Source organism: Klebsiella michiganensis (assembly GCF_002925905.1).
In the GTDB taxonomy this organism is placed as follows: Bacteria; Pseudomonadota; Gammaproteobacteria; order Enterobacterales; family Enterobacteriaceae; genus Klebsiella; species Klebsiella michiganensis.
Window position 1 is genome coordinate 519,260 of record NZ_PRDB01000002.1, and the last position, 13,731, is coordinate 532,990.

The following is a 13,731-nucleotide window of genomic DNA, read 5'->3' on the forward strand; positions in this document are numbered from 1 at the left end:
AATTATAATCAAAAGGGAATATATAATGAAAAGAAAAGTACTGGCAATTCTGGTTCCAGCTTTATTAGTTGCTGGCGCGGCTAATGCAGCAGAAATCTATAATAAGAACGGCAACAAACTGGATTTCTACGGCAAAATGGTTGGCGAACACATCATGACCCATGATGGCGGCAACAACAACTCTGACGATACCTCCTATGCGCGTTTCGGCGTCAAAGGCGAGACCCAGATTAGCAATGAACTGACCGGCTATGGCCAGTTTGAATACAACATCAAAGCGGACAAACCGGAAGGTCAACAGGGCAGCGCTACTCGTTTAGCATTCGCCGGTCTGAAATTCAGCGACTACGGTTCATTCGATTATGGTCGTAACTACGGCGTGGTTTATGACGCGGCGGGTTACACTGATATGCTCGTTGAGTGGGGTGGTGACGGTCTGGTTTACACCGATAACTTCATGACCGGCCGTACCAACGGCGTAGCAACCTACCGTAACACCGACTTCTTCGGCATGGTGGATGGCCTGAACTTTGCTCTGCAGTATCAGGGTAAAAACAACGATACCACCGCGAAAAAATCAAACGGCGACGGTTTTGGTTTCTCCGTTAACTACAACTTTGACGGCTTCGGTTTCGTTGGCGCCTACAGCAACTCTGACCGTACTGATGAACAAGCTGCGGACCGCAGAGGCGAAAAAGCTGAAGTCTGGAACCTGGCGGCTAAATACGATGCAAATAGTCTGTATGCATCAGTCATGTACGGTGAATCCCGTAACATGACTCCGCTGGAGAAAACGACTTTTGGCAGCTTTGCCAATCACACCCAGAACATCGAAGCCGTTGTTCAGTATCAGTTTGATTTTGGCCTGCGTCCATCCCTGGGCTATGTCTACGCGAAAGGTAAAGACCTGGGCGCCAAAGAAGACACTAATGCGGATATCATGAACTACGTTGAATTGGGTGCCTGGTACTATTTCAACAAAAACTTCAACGTTTACACCGCATACAAATTCAATCTGATCGATGATGAAGACGCGGCGGTTAGTGGCGCAGCCACCGACGATCAGTTCGCCGTGGGTATCACCTACCAGTTCTAAGACTGCCTGGTTAATCTAAAGCCCGCCTCGTGCGGGTTTTTCCGTTTTTACCAACGACTCCTCGTCCTGCATCGCGAATATCGCTACACGGCAGAAAGATGAGGCGTTGCGATCTATTAACGATTGCTCCGCAGTAAATCATGAAGATGATAATTATAGCCCCTTCGAGGCGTGATATCCTTTTTGACGGGAGACGTTGGAAGAAAATTACGTCATCATGCAAATGATATAATTAACAATAAAAAACAAAAAACTCACAATATTTTCACTCCCCTCCCTCAGCCCTATCCGGGAGATTTAAACTGTTTTTTCTTCTTGAGCGCAGCAACGTCCGCGCATAAATACCGTAACAGTAGACAAGTTAATACCGCAGCTCTGCCTGGTATGACCGCACCAGAGCACACGCCTCCGATTGCTTTCTGGCTTTTATATCACCGCCATTCGGCATTATCATATTCATACAAGCTCGGCCAGAGAAACGTAAAACAATACCCGCCGAGGAATATGTCCACGGTAATAAAAACCCGGGTTGACACCGACCACGAGTTGGCGTCAAATACTTATACTCCAGGGGCTCATTGCTTATATCGACCGTGCATTCAGTCTCTTAACCGCCCCTTTGCAAAATTGATGTAAATCAATAAATGATTAATTACACCTTGAAAAAAAATATATCCAGAGAAGCGGTCAGGTACATTATCGTTGGCCTGGCAAATACAGCCATTACGGCAGTTGTTATATTTGGCCTGATGCATGCCGGCGTGGGAGTCTACCCTTCAAATGCAACAGGTTATGTCGTTGGCATTATTTTCAGTTTTGTTATGAATGCGAAGTTCACTTTCTCAACGACATTAAGCCCCCTGAGATTTATCAAATTCCTGTCCACATGCGCTTTTTGTTACATTTTAAATTTAATAGCAATGAAAGTTTTTTTCATCGTCATACCTGATGCTATTTATACAGCGCAAGTTGTAGGTATGATTATTTACACAACAGCTGGTTTTATTCTAAACAAATACTGGTCAATGAAATGAAAGAAATTAATATAAACCACACGAGGAGCAAAATACCTTCGTTAGCAATCGTTGTTCCTTGTTATAATGAAAAAGAGGCCTTTCCATACTGCCTGGAGGGGCTTACCACGGTATTACAAAACCTCCTTGCAAAAGAAAAAATCGCTCGAAATAGTTATATCCTCTTTGTCGATGATGGCAGTAAAGACAACACCTGGGAACAAATTAAATCCACATCACAGGAAAAGTCATTCGTCCGCGGTCTGAAATTATCAAGGAACCGGGGCCATCAGATAGCCCTGCTGGCGGGGTTGGCAAACGCGGATACGGACGTTACCGTAAGTATTGATGCAGACTTGCAGGATGATATAGGTTGCATTGAGAAAATGATCGACAAATATCATGAAGGGTTTGAGATTGTTTATGGCGTACGCGACAACAGGAGTAGTGACTCAGTATTCAAAAGGGCAACAGCCAATAAATTTTATTCTCTGATGTCATGGCTGGGTGTCAATCAGGTTCCTAACCATGCGGACTTCCGGCTTCTTAGCCGTACAGCGTTGACAGCATTAAAAGATTTTAAAGAACAAAATTTATATTTAAGGGGGCTAATTCCGCTGTTGGGTTATAAGTCCAGCAGCGTTTATTATAGCAGAGATGAAAGGGTTGCAGGCGAATCAAAATACCCCTTAAAAAAGATGGTAGCACTGGCGTTAGAAGGAATAACGTCTCTGACAATTACTCCATTACGTATGATCGCCGCCGCTGGGGTTGCCACATGCCTTCTATCTTCACTAGCTGCAATCTATGCCTTCATTGAGAAGCTCCTGGGAAATACCGTTGCGGGTTGGACATCGGTAATGATTGCGATTTTCTTCCTTGGCGGTGTCCAGATGCTTTCTTTGGGGATAATTGGCGAATACGTTGGGAAAATATATATGGAATCCAAAAATCGGCCCAAATATTTTATCGAAGAGGTAGCAAAACACGAAATGAGAGGCGAGCAATGAACACTGAGGACGAACGGATGACGTCTTACTCTAAAAAAATTATTGCAATGCTTTACCTCGCGGCAATTTTCTTAGTTTATAGCCCAACGATTATATTTAGTTACGCATTTTCAGATGACTGGTCGACACTTTCCGATGTTTTTTCAGGGAAAGGTTCTCCGTTTCAATGGGATATGCAATCCGGCAGACCCTTGTATGCCGTTGCCAGACGACTTGCCTTTACGCTAGTTCACAATATCGATGACCTTGCCTATCTTAGATTTTTTACCGTAATATCGGTATTTGTGCTTTGCTTTTTCCTTTTTTCATTTATAGAAAAAAGAAACATATTCGAGCGTAAGATAACAACAATCGTATTCCCTTTACTAATATGCCTGACGCCCGCAGTACAGGTTTATAATTCCTGGGCAACATGTTTCCCTTTTGTACTATCTATACTCCTTGCCGGAATAAGTTATGCGACATTAAAACCCACCAATAAGAAAACGACAATTATAAGATTTGCAGCATCCGTCATTATTTTATGGTTTGCATTTGCCATATACCAACCAACGGCGATGGCATTTTTATTTTTCGTCATGCTTGATAACTGTCTGAAAAAAGACAAACCCTTTTCCATCCACATTGTTTTAATCAGTGGCGCAGTTTTATTTATCGGCATGCTTGGTAGCCTGCTATTTTCAAAATTTGTACCTGTATGGTTATATGGCAGTTCAATTGCACGTGCCGAGCTAACTAATAATCCACTTGAGAAGTTACGATGGTTTCTAAAAGAACCGTTGATTAACGCTATCAACAACTTTAATATAACTCCCGGCACCTTTTTCACAACGCTCTCATTAATAATTTGCGCAATAGGTTTACTTTCAATAATAAAAGGCAAATCAGGCCCGATTAAGGTTCTCATGTTTATTATCATGGGGATTGGCGCCTATTCTCCAAACTTATTAGTCAAGGAAAACTGGGCTGCATATAGATCACTGATAGCACTGGAATTCTTCACATGCGCTCTTGTTATTATTGGGTTAGATGCCTTGACAAGCAAACTCAACATAGCAAAAAAAGCGCTACCCATATTGACGGTATTCGCGATGATCGCTGCATCATACAATATCTTTAATGGTTTCATTATCCCACAAAAATCGGAGTTAAACGCATTAGCCAGCGCGCTGTCCTACAAGGTGGGGAAAACATTTACAGGGGATGTTCTTTTTGACATTCAAGATCCTGCCTATAACGCCTTTACTAAAACACAACGTTATGACGAGTTTGGCAATATTTCCCTTGCGGCTCCCTGGGCTATCAAGGGGATGGCGGAGCAAATCTTAATTAGCAAGTCAATGCATTTCAGGCTTCCCGAGAATGTTATTCTGACGGCAAAGGAGCAATGCGCCAGTGATTGCATCATTATAAACACGGGCGATGCGATGAGGAGTTCAACCTCTAACTATTGAAACTTTTCGCCACCACGCATACCGGTATATGATCCCGCGCCAGATCCGCGCGGGATAGTTTTTATCCCGGCAGCTCGGGCCTGGGTCATAAGTCTCTCTATCACCTCACAGCGCTCGACAGTCAACCATGCTTCCAGTGCTTTTCTGAGTCCGCTTCTTTTCATCCATCATCCCTTCTCTTGAGGATATCCTTACAGAATCCGTGTGTAGCAAGGGCCGTTAACTGCTTTGTTATCTGTGATACAAGACGGGCTAAGCTATTGTAAAGAGTGTGAGCTTGTGAACTAAAGAGGATAAAAGTGGATGCCCAACAAGAGGCAACATGGTAAAAAAGACAATGTTAGAGGCGAGAAAACAGAGCGATAGAAAGAAATTTTAATGCAGGGATTCATGCAGGGCAAAATCAAAAGCGCTTTGCGACTGACTGATTTTGTTGAATAGTGGCGGAGAGAGGGGGATTTGAACCCCCGGTAGAGTTGCCCCTACTCCGGTTTTCGAGACCGGTCCGTTCAGCCGCTCCGGCATCTCTCCGCTGTTGAGGTTGCTATAATGCCAGGTTCTTTGGCATTTTAATAGTTCCTGTCTCTTTAATTCAGTTCAAGTGACGACTTTGCGAGCAATATGATGTTTAAATGGCCCTGGAAAGTAGATGAAGAGTCCGGCAACGCGGAAATCCCCTGGGAAAAGGCGCTTGCTATCCCTGTATTAGCCAACCTCTCCGACCATGAGCAGCAGCAGCTGGCGCAAATGGCATCCCGCTTTTTGCAACAGAAGCGTCTGGTTGCATTACAGGGGCTGGAGCTCACTCCCCTACAGAGCGCTCGTATCGCGCTCCTGTTTTGCCTGCCGGTTCTCGAACTGGGCATCGAGTGGTTAGATGGTTTTCACGAAGTTCTTATCTACCCTGCCCCCTTCGTTGTCGACGACGAATGGGAAGATGATATCGGCCTGGTGCATAGCCAGCGAATCGTGCAATCAGGGCAAAGCTGGCAGCAAGGGCCCATTGTTCTAAACTGGCTGGATATTCAGGACTCCTTCGACGCTTCCGGTTTCAATCTGATTATTCATGAAGTGGCGCATAAGCTGGATACCCGCAATGGCGATCGCGCGAGCGGCGTGCCGTTTATCCCCCTGCGCGAGGTGGCAGGCTGGGAACACGATCTCCATGCTGCCATGAACAATATTCAGGATGAGATCGATCTGGTCGGTGAAAGCGCCGCCAGTATTGACGCCTACGCGGCCACCGATCCTGGCGAATGTTTCGCCGTGCTCTCTGAATACTTCTTTAGCGCGCCAGAGCTGTTCGCCCCGCGTTTTCCCGCGCTTTGGCAGCGTTTTTGCCTGTTCTATCGTCAGGATCCGCTGGAGAGATTACGTGAGAATACCCCACCGGATGACGGCAATAGCCCGGCAGTACACTAAAACAACGACCTGCACTAAATTTAGCCATTTGAATCAGCGAGTTAAATTTAATGTTGACACAAAAATCCGAGACCAGTAGTATTCGCCCCGTTCACACGATTCCTCTGTAGTTCAGTCGGTAGAACGGCGGACTGTTAATCCGTATGTCACTGGTTCGAGTCCAGTCAGAGGAGCCAAATTCTTGTTTTCATGCATCTTCACGAATCTTTATACGATTTAGATTCAACAGGTTAGCGTGAAAAGTCTTCCTGATGCATTTTCATTTTCCCCTGCGCATCGGGCAAGATTGGTGGTCTGATTTGGGGTCATTTCAGTTCGATTATGGAGTGGCCACCCTATGCCTCTGAACGACACTAAAATCCGCAGCTTAAAATCATCCGCTAAACCTTTCAAAGTTCCGACTCTCGTGGCCTGTACCTTTTAGTCAATCCAGGCGGTTCAATAATTACGTTGAATTTACTGAGCGGTGCTGAGTTTCGCGCAAGCCGATGCAATACGCCGCCCGGCTTCAGCTACTGTAGCGTTATCGGTGGCAATCGATAAGCGGAAATAGGGCGACAAGCCGTATGCGCTGCCGCCAACGCCGGACACGCCGCTTTCCAGCAGATAATCCAGCACGTCAGCTTCGTTTTCGATTTTTGTCCCGTCAGGCCGGTAACGTCCGATTAATCCGGCGCAGCGGCAAAAGACAAAGAAACCGCCCTGCGGCACCCGCAACTCCAGCCCATCAATATTCGCCAGAATGTCGGTTATCACATCGCGCCGTTGTTGATACGCCGCAACCTGTGGTGCAATAAAATCCAGCCCGCCGTTAAAGGCTGCAAGCGCAGCCGCCTGACTCACCGAACTGGCACCGGAACTGATTTGCGACTGCACCACGGTCATGGCGGTAATAAGCGCCTTCGGCCCGGCACCGAAACCAATCCGCCAGCCGGTCATCGCATAGGTTTTGGATACGCCGCCCACCAGCAGGCTACGCGCCTGAAAATCATCGGCCACGTTGAGCAGATTCTGATGTTCACAGCCATCAAACAGAATCTGCTCATATAAGTCATCGAGCATGACCAGCACCTGCGGATGCCCGCGCAGGACCGCGGCCAGCGCCCGTAATTCAGCGGTAGAATATACCGCACCGCTCGGGTTTCCCGGATGATTGAGTACCAGCCAGCGGGTACGCGACGTAATGCTGGCAGCCAGTTGTTCCGGCGTCAGTTTGTGACCCTGCTCCAGATGGCATTCGATAAACACCGGCGTGCCGCCGTTAAACCGCACGCTGTCCGGAAATGTCGGCCAGTACGGCACCGGTACAATCACTTCGTCGCCATCATTAAGCGTGGCGGCAAAGGCATTGAAAATGACCTGCTTGGCACCGTTGGCAATAATGATGTCTGCAACAGCGAATTCCAGCCGGTTTTCCCGCTGTAATTTCTGCTGCACCGCCTCACGCAACGCCGGAATCCCCGGCGTCGGCGTGTATTTAGTTTCGCCACGCGCAATCGCCTCGTATGCTGCCTGTTTGATGTGATCGGGTGTATCAAAATCCGGTTCGCCGGTGGTGAGATCCAAAATATCCACCCCGGCTTTTTTCAGGTCATTGGTGCGCTGTTTCGCCGCCGCATTGGCGGAAAGTGACGCGCGCTGAACGCGGTCTGACAAAGAAATCGTCATCGTAATTTTCCAACGCTAAAGTTAACTCTGAGGGTTAAAGTCAGGCTCAGGCAGACCGAGGTTTTCACGCAGCGTGCTGAATTCGTATTCTTCACGGAACAACCCACGGCGACGCAATTCGGGGATCACCAGCTCAACAAACAGCGAAAGCTGTTCCGGCATCACTGCAGGCATGATGTTGAAACCGTCTGCTCCGCCTTCTTCCAGCCAGTGCTGGAAATCATCGGCGATATCTTCCGCCGTACCGACCAGCACGCGATGCCCACGCGAACCGGCAGCAATTGCGGCCAGTTCACGTAAGGTCAGATTTTCGCGATATGCCAGATCGGTCAGCAGTTTCACACGGCTCTGATTACCTTCACCGGCAGGCACATCCGGCACCGGCCCGTCGAGCGGAAACACGCTCAGATCCATATTAAAGCGAGTGGACAGCTGGCGGATGCCGTTATCAATATCCACCAGCGAATTCAGTTCGCGCCAGGTTTCGCGCGCCTCTTCCCGCGTGCGGCCGACAATGGGCATTACACCCGGCAAAATCAGCACATGCTCCGGATTACGTCCGGCCTCTTTCACCTGCTGTTTCTGCGCACGGTAAAATGTTTGCGCTTCTTCCAGCGTTGCGGCAGCGGTAAACACGACTTCGGCGGTGGCCGCAGCCAGTTTCTGGCCGTCAGCGGAGGAACCCGCTTCGATAATTACCGGACGCCCCTGCGGCGAACGGGTAATATTCAGCGGCCCCTGTACCTGGAAATACTTGCCCTGATGGTTCACCGGTTTGATTTTCTCATTGACGAAATACTGACCGCTGGCATTGTCCGGCTGTACCGCCCCTTCCTGCCAGCCTTCCCACAGTTTGAACGTCACCTCGAGAAACTCATGCGCCACGGCGTAACGTTCGGCATGTGCGGGCATATCGTCACGGCTGAAATTACGCGCCACGTCCGTTGAAAACGACGTCACCACGTTCCACGCCGCCCGGCCGCGGCTGATGTGATCGAGAGAAGAAAAGCTGCGTGCCAGATTAAACGGATCGCTGAATGTCGTTGAAGCCGTGGCGGCCAGCCCGATATGGCGGGTTTGTACCGCCAGCGCCGACAGCAAGGTCAGCGGTTCAAGCCGCGCCATGGTGGACGGTAAACGGTAGACGCTGGTCGCCAGGGCATCGCCGATGAAGAACATATCGAATTTACCCGCTTCGGCTTTTCTGGCGATCCACGTCAGCCAGTCGATATCGGTCGGCGAACCGAGGTTTTCAGTTAAGCGCCAGCCACTGACGTGATGCCCGAGCGGCTGCACAAACAGACCAAGACGCAATTTACGCGTGTTTTCTGAAGAATATGAAGAAGAGGTCATGGCGTTATCCCTGAGAATAATGATGAACTTCAGTTGCCCGCAGGGCTTTTTCGATATTTTCCGCTGCCACTGAGAACGGCAAACGGTCGGCATTTTCGGTGGAGAATTTCACTTCGCGGGCAATGGCCGCGATGATCGTGTCCCGGTCGCCATTCAGTGGCGGCAGTGCCAGCGGCGCGCCATATTGACGCAACAACCCCAGCAACTGCAGCTCCGGCTGGCCGTTATAGCTTTCCATCAGCGACTGCACCAGCAACCCGAAACCCACTTTCTCGCCGTGCAGCCAGTCATGCAATTCCGGCTGATGGGTGAAACGGTTGTGGATCGCGTGCGCCACGCCCGGCGCGGGGGTTTCATCGCGCATGCTGTTAGCCATACCTGCCACCGCGATATTAGCGTCGATAACTTTCATCAGCGCCGGCGTGACTACATGGCGGGCGTTGTCTTTCACCGCCTGAGCGCCATATTGTTCAAAGACGTCCACCGCCAGTTGTGCTGCCTGCACTTTCAGGTTCAGCGCCAGACTATCGTCGCTTTTCTGTTTATACGGGCGGAATTCGTACCATTTAGCCAGCGCATCCACAATGCCTGCTTTGAGATAACGCACATCGTTTTGCGCAATCACATTCGTGTCGACCAGCAGCATAAGTGGCATACGCGACAATGGCTGGCTGCGCACATGCCCGCCGTGCTCATTATAAATGATGCTGACCGGCGACCAGGCGGCGCAGGTCGCGGCAACTGTCGGTATTGTCACCAGCCCGACGCCGGTCAGCAGGTTCGCCACCGCTTTGGCACAATCAAGCACCCGCCCACCGCCAATGCCCAGCACCAGCGTGGCGTTTTGTTCCCGCACGCTGACCAGATGTTTTTCGATAGCCGCATCGGTGCATTCCGTGGTGAGAAAATTGACCTGCCAGCGAATACCGGCTGCCTTCAGGCTGGTTTCCAGTTGCGGATTCACTGCCCGCCACGCTTTCGGGCTGGTGATGATCGCGATATCGGAGGAATGAACGGCAAGCAGCTCACCGGTACGTGAAAGCAGGTCGGGCTGATGATGATAGGTCTGCGGTGATTTTATGGCGAACACATCGATGCCCTGTATTTGTCGTCTGGTTAAAGAGAAACTGCCCGTAATTAAACAGGAATTTGATATGGGATATATTCAAGTGTTATTAAAAACATCCTACGAGAATTGAAAAAATTAACAAAGTGCTAAGTGGGGATTCTTATTAACTTATTCTCAATAGCATAGATTGATTTTTGCTATAGTCGATAAACCCCTTGCATGCTGTGCTGGATCAAAGAAATGATAGTGTCAGGCAGGGCTAATTTAACGCAATGAAAACAGACGCATCTGGCATCTTCCTATACCTGATACGCTATTTCGATGATTTGTTTTTAATTACGGCCTTAAAAACAACGTTAATTAACCCTTATATAAGAAGAGAGTATTATGTCCTCACATCCGATAGATTTTCTTTTACTTGGTAACAATTTTGGCACACCAGAAATGCGGGAAATCTGGTCAGAGCAAAATCGCCTGACACAGCAAATCAATGTCGAAGTTGCGCTGGCATTAGCTGAAGGTGAACTGGGTGTAATCCCGCAACAGGCCGCGCTGACCATTGCGGAGCTGGCCGATGCCAGCCAGCTGAATATTGAGGATATCGCCGCTTCTGGCGCGCAGATGAAGCATTCCCTGATGCCGGTGCTCAGCGCACTACAACAGCAATGTGGTGACGCAGGGGAATACATTCATTACGGCGCGACCACGCAGGATATCGTCGATACCGCCACCGTTTTACAGCTGGCACAAACCCTGAAAGCGATCGTCCGTGACAGCACCGCCGTGGCGAATGTGCTGAAATCTCTGGCGTGCGAGCATCAGTACACGCTGATGGCTGGCCGCACCCACGGCATGCAGGCGCTGCCGACCACATTTGGTTTTAAAGTCGCCGTCTGGCTGGATGAATTTATCCGCCATCTCGACCGCCTGAACGCCATCACGCCGCGCCTGCTGACCGGCAATATCAGCGGAGCGATCAGTACCTACGCCGCACTGGGCGAAGCGGGTCCGGAAGTTGAACGCCGCACACTGGCGCGCCTGAACCTTAATACACCGAATATCGGCTGGCAGGCCGCGCGTGACCGCTTTTCTGAATACGCCTCGGTGGCGGTGCTGATCAGCGGCACGCTGGGCAAAATTGGCAACGAACTTTACAACCTGATGCGCACCGAAATTAATGAAATCGAAGAACCATTCAGCAGTGGAAAAATCGGCTCCACCACCATGCCGCACAAACGCAATCCTGCAGCCCTCGAAGGTCTCGCCAGCCTGACCCAACCGTTGTTGCACAGCGCATCTCTGATTTATCAGTCAATGCACGTGGAGCATGAACGTGATGCGATGAGCTGGCGCGCCGAGTGGATCACCCTGCCGGAAATCTCGATTTATCTCTCTGCCCAGTTGCAAAATGCCCAAGCGATTCTCTCCGGCCTGACGGTCAATAAAGCCCGTATGCTGGCGAATTTACAGATGCAGGACGGCCTGCTGCTGTCCGAAAAAGTGATGTTTGAGGTCGGTAAAAAACTCGGCAAACAAACTGCACATCATCTGGTGTATGACTGTGCCATGCAGGCGTTTGAAAAACGGCAATCATTTAAAACTGTTCTGCTTGCGCATCCGGTGCTGGCAGCCAGTATTACTGAACAGGATCTTGACCACTGGTTAGATCCGGCTCATTACACCGGCTGCGCCGCGCAAAAAGTCGATGACGTCATCCGTTTTGCCGTGCAGTCCGGTCATCTGAGTTCTCCTGAGGAGCACGGGTTATGACGCACCATTTCAGGCGTCTGACGCTGGATGATAAACACGATTATCTGGCGCTGATGCTGGCCGCCTACGCGCCCATTAAAGCGCTCGGGATTCAGTTTGACGCGGCCACCGCCGATCTGGCACGCGTGACGCAACATCTCGACGATCATGCGGTGTTTGCGCTGTTTGATGACCAGCGAATGGTCGCTTCTGTCACCCTGCGTTTCCCGTGGGGCGCAATGCCGGGGCCGATGGGCCTGCCGCATATTGGCTGGTTCGGCACGCATCCGGACTACACCGGTCAGAGCCTCGGCAAAAAACTGCTGGGCTGGCTGGAAAACAACATTCTGATCCGCGAACTGAAAGCCCCGGCTTACTCCCTCGGCACCGCCACCAGCCATCCGTGGCTGCGCGACATGTACCTGAAACTGGGTTTTCAACCGGTCTTCGAAAGAGACCTCGGCAAAGGGCATATCACGCTGTACCTGAAAAAAATTCTCGATGAAAAAAGCCACACCCGCTGGCTGGAACGTCAGCCACCTACAGGAGTTTAAATGTCAGATATCACGCAAGACCATCAGTCTGTGGCGGCGTTCATTCAGGATTTCCGCCACCACATGCACCGCTATCCGGAACTGTCCAACGAAGAAGTTAACACCACCGCCAGCATCAGGGAGGCACTGGAGAAGTATCAAATCCGCGTGTTGGATTTGCCGCTCAAAACCGGTCTGGTAGCAGAAATTGGCGGCATCAATCCCGGTGAACTGGTGGTGCTACGTTCTGATATCGATGCTCTGCCAATTGAAGAACAATCCGGCGTGGATTACACCTCGCAAAATCCCGGTGTGATGCACGCCTGCGGCCACGATTTCCACACCTCGGCGGCGCTCGGCGCGGCGATTTTGCTGAAAGCGCAGGAAGAGTCGCTTTTCGGCACGGTGCGCATACTGTTTCAGGCGGCGGAAGAAACCGGTCACGGAGCCCCGGCGCTGATTGATACCGGCGCGCTCGATAACGCCGCCGTCATTTTCGGCATTCATAACGATCCCTCTTTGCCGGTCGGCGTTATCGGCAGCAAAGACGGCGCATTAACAGCGGGCGTGGATCGCTTTGCGATCGCCATTTCCGGTACCGGCAGCCACGCGGCACGTCCGCACGAAGGCAACGACCCGATTATTATCGCCGGACAGGTGATTTCCGCACTGCAAACCCTGATCGCCCGCAACGTGCCGTCCGCACACAACGCGGTGATATCCATCACTCAGGTTCACAGTGGCAGTACCTGGAACGTAATCCCGGATTCCGCCTGGCTGGAAGGCACTGTCCGCACCTTTAATCAGGATACACGAGAACTGATCGAGCGCCGTTTCCGGCAGGTTCTCGCAGGCATCGCTGCGGCATTTGATACCGACATCAGCCTGGACTGGCAGCCAGGCCCGCCGTCAGTGGTCAATACGGCTAAGTGGGTGGATTTCGCGCTGGCGCGAGGCGAAGGCTCCGGCTTCGAAGCCCGTCGCGTTGAAGCCAGCCCGATTGGCGAAGACTTCGCGTTCTATCAGCAAAAATTACCCGGCGCGTTCATCATGATCGGCTCCGGTGGTCCTTACGCGCTGCATCATCCGCAATTTCGCGTTGACGATCGCGCCCTGTTTCCGACTGCACATTACCTGTCGCAACTGGCGGTACAGGCACTGCAAACGCTGAGTGCGGAAATTCTCAGCAAAGAAAAAAAAGATTGAATAAGCAGAGACATTTTTCGGCGCAATGACTTCGTCAGCAAGCCATGATCATTTTTACCGGGTGGGGAATGCCCAATATCGGGCATTTCTTTCTGGCGCTGGATACGGCCGCGTTTGGTGATCCCGATGTGTTTAGTTTCAGACGCCCTTCTGGCGCA

At 50.5% G+C, this 13,731-nt stretch carries 11 protein-coding genes and 2 tRNA genes; 9 read left to right on the forward strand and 4 right to left on the reverse strand.

The window, feature by feature from the left end:
- Positions 1-25: 25 nt before the first annotated feature.
- The 4 genes from CDA56_RS09595 (at position 26) to CDA56_RS09610 (ending at position 4,573) form a co-directional block, all read left to right on the forward strand.
- Positions 26-1,096 carry a porin gene (locus tag CDA56_RS09595; protein ID WP_025106098.1) on the forward strand — a complete coding sequence of 357 codons (1,071 nt, stop codon included), beginning with the start codon at positions 26-28 and terminating at the stop codon, positions 1,094-1,096.
- A 644-nt stretch (positions 1,097-1,740) separates the two neighbouring features.
- Positions 1,741-2,130 (forward strand): GtrA family protein, encoded by a 390-nt coding sequence (locus CDA56_RS09600; protein WP_064375799.1) that lies wholly within the window; start codon positions 1,741-1,743, stop codon positions 2,128-2,130.
- Entirely contained in the window at positions 2,127-3,119 is a 993-nt protein-coding gene (locus tag CDA56_RS09605; RefSeq protein WP_102803762.1) for a glycosyltransferase family 2 protein, read from the forward strand. Before CDA56_RS09600 ends, CDA56_RS09605 begins: the two co-directional genes overlap by 4 nt.
- Positions 3,116-4,573 carry a glucosyltransferase domain-containing protein gene (locus CDA56_RS09610; protein WP_104011307.1) on the forward strand — a complete coding sequence of 486 codons (1,458 nt, stop codon included), beginning with the start codon at positions 3,116-3,118 and terminating at the stop codon, positions 4,571-4,573. Before CDA56_RS09605 ends, CDA56_RS09610 begins: the two co-directional genes overlap by 4 nt.
- Positions 4,574-5,014: 441 nt before the next feature.
- Here CDA56_RS09610 and CDA56_RS09615 read toward each other — a convergent pair.
- Positions 5,015-5,104 (reverse strand) — tRNA-Ser (locus CDA56_RS09615).
- A gap of 90 nt (positions 5,105-5,194) precedes the next feature.
- Here CDA56_RS09615 and mtfA point away from each other — a divergent pair.
- Both mtfA and CDA56_RS09625 read left to right on the forward strand, forming a co-directional pair.
- The gene (gene mtfA / locus CDA56_RS09620; RefSeq protein ID WP_161505340.1) at positions 5,195-5,995 is read left to right on the forward strand and encodes a DgsA anti-repressor MtfA; all 801 of its coding nucleotides are present in this window, start codon (positions 5,195-5,197) and stop codon (positions 5,993-5,995) included.
- A 100-nt stretch (positions 5,996-6,095) separates the two neighbouring features.
- Positions 6,096-6,171 (forward strand) — tRNA-Asn (locus tag CDA56_RS09625).
- Positions 6,172-6,451: 280 nt separating this feature from the next.
- On the opposite strand, the gene CDA56_RS09630 is transcribed toward CDA56_RS09625, so the two are convergent.
- The 3 genes from CDA56_RS09630 to CDA56_RS09640 are packed head-to-tail and all read right to left on the reverse strand — an operon-like array spanning position 6,452 to position 10,106.
- Positions 6,452-7,663 carry an aminotransferase class I/II-fold pyridoxal phosphate-dependent enzyme gene (locus CDA56_RS09630; RefSeq protein WP_102803809.1) on the reverse strand — a complete coding sequence of 404 codons (1,212 nt, stop codon included), beginning with the start codon at positions 7,661-7,663 and terminating at the stop codon, positions 6,452-6,454.
- A gap of 21 nt (positions 7,664-7,684) precedes the next feature.
- Complete coding sequence (locus CDA56_RS09635) at positions 7,685-9,016, reverse strand: LLM class flavin-dependent oxidoreductase (RefSeq protein WP_102803810.1); 1,332 nt, start codon at positions 9,014-9,016, stop codon at positions 7,685-7,687.
- A gap of 4 nt (positions 9,017-9,020) precedes the next feature.
- Positions 9,021-10,106, reverse strand: a complete 1,086-nt coding sequence (locus CDA56_RS09640) for an iron-containing alcohol dehydrogenase family protein (protein WP_102803811.1) — start codon at positions 10,104-10,106, stop codon at positions 9,021-9,023.
- Positions 10,107-10,472: 366 nt separating this feature from the next.
- Between CDA56_RS09640 and purB the strand changes: the two genes are divergently transcribed.
- The 3 genes from purB to CDA56_RS09655 are packed head-to-tail and all read left to right on the forward strand — an operon-like array spanning position 10,473 to position 13,573.
- Positions 10,473-11,855: an adenylosuccinate lyase gene (purB, locus tag CDA56_RS09645; RefSeq protein WP_102803812.1), complete on the forward strand. Its 1,383-nt coding sequence runs from the start codon at positions 10,473-10,475 to the stop codon at positions 11,853-11,855.
- Positions 11,852-12,388 carry a GNAT family N-acetyltransferase gene (locus CDA56_RS09650; protein ID WP_102803813.1) on the forward strand — a complete coding sequence of 179 codons (537 nt, stop codon included), beginning with the start codon at positions 11,852-11,854 and terminating at the stop codon, positions 12,386-12,388. The genes purB and CDA56_RS09650 overlap by 4 nt, the downstream gene beginning before the upstream one ends.
- Positions 12,389-13,573: an amidohydrolase gene (locus CDA56_RS09655; RefSeq protein WP_102803814.1), complete on the forward strand. Its 1,185-nt coding sequence runs from the start codon at positions 12,389-12,391 to the stop codon at positions 13,571-13,573.
- Positions 13,574-13,731: the final 158 nt, after the last annotated feature.

Excerpts from the sequence above, each read along its gene's own strand:
- CDA56_RS09650 (WP_102803813.1), top strand. The coding sequence starts at position 11,852 with ATGACGCACCATTTCAGGCGTCTGACGCTGGATGATAAACACGATTAT.
- CDA56_RS09595 (WP_025106098.1), top strand. The coding sequence starts at position 26 with ATGAAAAGAAAAGTACTGGCAATTCTGGTTCCAGCTTTATTAGTTGCT.
- CDA56_RS09635 (WP_102803810.1), bottom strand. The coding sequence starts at position 9,016 with ATGACCTCTTCTTCATATTCTTCAGAAAACACGCGTAAATTGCGTCTT.
- CDA56_RS09610 (WP_104011307.1), top strand. The coding sequence starts at position 3,116 with ATGAACACTGAGGACGAACGGATGACGTCTTACTCTAAAAAAATTATT.
- CDA56_RS09630 (WP_102803809.1), bottom strand. The coding sequence starts at position 7,663 with ATGACGATTTCTTTGTCAGACCGCGTTCAGCGCGCGTCACTTTCCGCC.
- purB (WP_102803812.1), top strand. The coding sequence starts at position 10,473 with ATGTCCTCACATCCGATAGATTTTCTTTTACTTGGTAACAATTTTGGC.
- CDA56_RS09655 (WP_102803814.1), top strand. The coding sequence starts at position 12,389 with ATGTCAGATATCACGCAAGACCATCAGTCTGTGGCGGCGTTCATTCAG.
- mtfA (WP_161505340.1), top strand. The coding sequence starts at position 5,195 with ATGATGTTTAAATGGCCCTGGAAAGTAGATGAAGAGTCCGGCAACGCG.
- CDA56_RS09600 (WP_064375799.1), top strand. The coding sequence starts at position 1,741 with ATGATTAATTACACCTTGAAAAAAAATATATCCAGAGAAGCGGTCAGG.
- CDA56_RS09605 (WP_102803762.1), top strand. The coding sequence starts at position 2,127 with ATGAAAGAAATTAATATAAACCACACGAGGAGCAAAATACCTTCGTTA.